Consider the following 3,499-nt stretch of genomic DNA (forward strand, 5'->3'; position numbering starts at 1 on the left):
ACCCGACTGGGCCTGGGTGCCGAAGCCGGCCGTGTTGGCGCCGATACCCATGGCGCGGGCCTGCTCCATCAGCGCGGCGATGCGGTTGCCGGTGTCGGGATGGGTCGAAAACAGATTGTCCATGCCGCCTGCGGTCAGTGGATTGATGATGAACATGTGCGCCGTAGCAGGCTTGGCCTCGGCTGTCTCGTTGGGAATGTGCTGGACGCCGGCCGCGATCTTGGCAAGGGCATCCGCGAGCCACACCGGGTTGCCGCAGATCTCGCCGCCGAGCTTGTCGGCCTCGTATTCGCGCGAGCGCGAGATCGCCATCTGGATCAGGGCGGCCGCCATCGGCGCGAGGATCGAGAGCAAAATCTGGACGATGACGTTCGGGCGGTTGTCGCGCGAGCCGAAGAACATGCCGAAGGTTACGAGCGAGGAGATCGCGCCGGCGAAGGTCGCGGTGATCGTCATGGTCAATGTGTCGTGGTTCTTGATGTGCGCCAGCTCATGCGCCATCACGCCGGCGAGTTCCTCGTAGCTCAGCGTGCGCAGGATGCCTGTCGTCGCCGCAACGGCCGCGTTCTGCGGGTTGCGGCCGGTGGCAAAGGCGTTGGGCTGATCCTCTTGGATCAGGTAGACGCGCGGCATCGGCATGTTCGCCCGCGCCGCGAGATCGCGCACCATGCGATAGAGCTCGGGTGCAGTCGCCTCGTCGACCTCCTGCGCGTTCTGGGAGGCGAGCGCAAGCCGGTCGGAATTCCAGTAGCTGAAGAGATTGGTCACGGCGGCGAAGCCGAGGGCCATGAGCATGCCGCCGCCGCCGCCGAGCAGGTAGCCGACGGCGCCGAACAGCGCGGTCAGGCCTGCCATCAACATGCCGGTGCGAACGTAATTCATCGTTTCCCCTCATGAGCGGCGCTGCGGGGCGGAAAGCCCTCGCGAAGACCGGGTTCGTGCCTTATGTGGTGGGAGCGAACCCGATCCTGCAAGAGAAAGCGCAAAGGGACGAGCCGAAATGCCCGACAAGGCCGATGAGGGCGCGCCGATCGCGACGGCCGAGCCCAGGGTTCTGTCGCCGGCCGCGCAGCGTGCCCTGGCTGAAGCGGCCGCGCGGCGGGCCGCGATCGACGCCCATGCGGCGGATGTCGCCAAGCAGCGGGAGGTCAATGGTCGTGGCGGGCTGGAGCCGGTGCGCTATGACGACTGGGAAGTGAAGGGCATCGCCAGCGATTTCTGAGACGCCGGCGGTGTCGCGAGCGGCAGAACATTGCCAAGTCTCGGCGTTGCGTCCAAACAGCAGCCGAACGCAGCGGATTCTTGGTCATGGACAGCAACGACAAGCGCCTTGCGGCTCTGCGCCGCCTTCTGAGCGAGGCGCATGACAAGCTCGGCCTGAAGCTCGGCTTCCGGCTCTGGGACGGCAGCATGGTTCCGGCGTCCTGGCCGCAGGACGGTCTTGGCATCGCGATCGCCGATCCCGGCGTGCTCGCCGCGCTGATCCGCAAGCCCAAGCTCGACACGCTGCTCAACCTGCACGTTTCCGACCGCATCTCGATCATCAACGGATCGGTCTTCGATCTCGCCACCGCCCGGCCCGAGGGCAAGGTCGGCAAGCTCGCGCGCAACATCCCGAAGGGCGCGGTCTTCGACGTCATCAGACGTTTCGTCTTCGCACCCGGCAAGGCGGAGACCGCCGTCACCCACCGCAAGGGCGACGAGATCGCGCGCGACGGTGCTCCGGCCACCAACAAGGCCAACATCGCCTATCATTACGACGTCTCGAACGACTTCTACCGGCTCTTCCTCGACGAGGAGATGGTCTACACCTGCGCCTATTTCACCGAGGACCACGGCGACCTGGACCGGGCGCAGCGCGACAAGCTCGACATGATCTGCCGCAAGCTGCGGCTGAAACCGGGAGACAGGTTCCTCGACATCGGCTGCGGGTGGGGGGCGCTGGTCTGCCACGCCGCCCGCTATTACGGCGTCGAGGCGCATGGCGTGACTCTGGCCGAAGAACAACTCGCCCTGGCGCGCGAAAAGGTCGAGAAGCTCGGCCTGCAGGGCAAGGTCACGCTCCATCTCAAGGACTTCACCCAGATGGAAGGGGAGTTCGACAAGATCTCCTCGATCGGCATGTTCGAGCATGTCGGCATCCGCAACCATCCGACCTATTTCCGGGCGGTGAACCGGCTGCTGCGACCGCGCGGGCTTTATCTGCACCACACGATCTCGCGGCGGGCAAAGAAGACCGAGAAGGCCTTCAACAAGATGCCGGCCGAGTATCGGGCACTGGTGCGCTACATCTTTCCCGGCGGCGAGCTCGACCATCTGGGCATGTCGATCGCCAATCTCGAGCGCCATGGCTTCGAAGTCCACGACGTCGAGGGCTGGCGCGAGCATTATCAGCGCACTACGCGGCTGTGGTGGGAGCGCCTCAACGCCAACCGGGAGAAGGCCGAGGCCGAAGTCGGCCCGGAACGCACGCGGATGTGGCTGCTCTATCTCGCGGGCTGCTCGCTGGCCTTCGAGCGCGGCGGTGCCCTGATCAACCAGACACTGGTCTCGAAGCGGCGCAAGGGCCCGTCCGGCCTGCCGCTGACGCGCGCGGATCTTTACCGCGATTGAAGCCGCTGACGGCCGGCGCGAGCCGGCCGTGACATCCATAATTCAGGTCTGGAAATGAAAATGCCCGGCGAAGGCCGGGCCGGAGCTTATTTCTTGATGAAAAGGTCGAGCTTTCCGTGATGCTCGGCCAGCAGATAATAGAAGGTCAGGCGGGATTTGGTCCGATCGTCCTTCATGTGCTCGCAGACGGATTTGATGGAACCGTCGAGGTCGCCGGATTTCAGGCCGAGCTTCTTCTTCAGGAAATTCTCGCGGACGCGCTCGACCTCGGCCGGGTCGGAGCAGGCGACGTAGCGGGTGTCGGGCTTGCTCATCACAAGCGCATAGGACTTCGACATCCCGGCGAAGGCTGCGTCGTTCAACGGCTTCTTGGCGTATTTCTTCACGTCGGCGAGGTGGTCCATCTGGTAGCCCCTTCCTGGCCCGCTCCGGAGTGCGGGCGGTTGCGTGTAGCGGCCGGAGGTTAACGCGCTTTTTCGCAGGGGGCGAGAGGGGAAAGCCAGTGATTTCGGGCTTTTGGAAGGGTTTGATGCAACCTTTCGTCGAACTCTGGAATGCGCGGGGCGGATGGCGGAACGCTCGCCGGCATGGGTTGAGCCTCGCGCCCCGCGGTGCTGCGATGCAGCATCTGCTGGAGCAATGACATGAAGCCGACGATTCTGATGGTGCCGCGCATGCCCGAGGCGTTGACCGCGCGGCTGGCGGAACATTTCACGCTGTTAGGGCCGATGGAGCATTCGACGCCGGAGGCGCTCCCGGCAGGCGCGGAGCAGGCGGAGGCGCTGCTCACGATGGGTAGCCTCAGCACAAACGCCGCGCTGATCGACGCGCTGCCGCAGCTCAGGCTGATCTGCTGCTATGGCACCGGGATCGAAGGCGTCGACCG

4 protein-coding genes and 1 pseudogene are annotated in these 3,499 nt (G+C 65.0%); 3 read left to right on the forward strand and 2 right to left on the reverse strand.

All coding sequences use genetic code 11. The features are described from left to right. The coding region (htpX, locus tag ACIPIA_RS12450) for a zinc metalloprotease HtpX (RefSeq protein ID WP_400509958.1) at positions 1-882 on the reverse strand (882 nt) is incomplete at its 3' end. Between the two features lie 118 nt (positions 883-1,000). On the opposite strand from htpX, the gene ACIPIA_RS12455 reads away from it, so the two are divergent. Together ACIPIA_RS12455 and ACIPIA_RS12460 are read left to right on the forward strand one after the other, a co-directional pair. Next, the gene (locus tag ACIPIA_RS12455) at positions 1,001-1,222 is read left to right on the forward strand and encodes a DUF1674 domain-containing protein (RefSeq protein WP_400509960.1); all 222 of its coding nucleotides are present in this window, start codon (positions 1,001-1,003) and stop codon (positions 1,220-1,222) included. An 86-nt stretch (positions 1,223-1,308) separates the two neighbouring features. Continuing rightward, positions 1,309-2,613 carry a class I SAM-dependent methyltransferase gene (locus ACIPIA_RS12460; RefSeq protein WP_400509962.1) on the forward strand — a complete coding sequence of 435 codons (1,305 nt, stop codon included), beginning with the start codon at positions 1,309-1,311 and terminating at the stop codon, positions 2,611-2,613. 86 nt (positions 2,614-2,699) lie between these two features. On the opposite strand, the gene ACIPIA_RS12465 is transcribed toward ACIPIA_RS12460, so the two are convergent. Further along, a complete protein-coding gene (locus tag ACIPIA_RS12465) occupies positions 2,700-3,017 on the reverse strand; it encodes a DUF2853 family protein (protein ID WP_400509964.1) in 318 nt (105 codons plus the stop codon). Positions 3,018-3,257: 240 nt separating this feature from the next. On the opposite strand from ACIPIA_RS12465, the pseudogene ACIPIA_RS12470 reads away from it, so the two are divergent. Then, positions 3,258-3,499: pseudogene (locus ACIPIA_RS12470) on the forward strand (2-hydroxyacid dehydrogenase); the annotation flags it as partial.

It is taken from the genome of Allobosea sp. CER48, from assembly GCF_044752385.1.
In the GTDB taxonomy this organism is placed as follows: domain Bacteria; phylum Pseudomonadota; class Alphaproteobacteria; order Rhizobiales; family Beijerinckiaceae; genus Allobosea.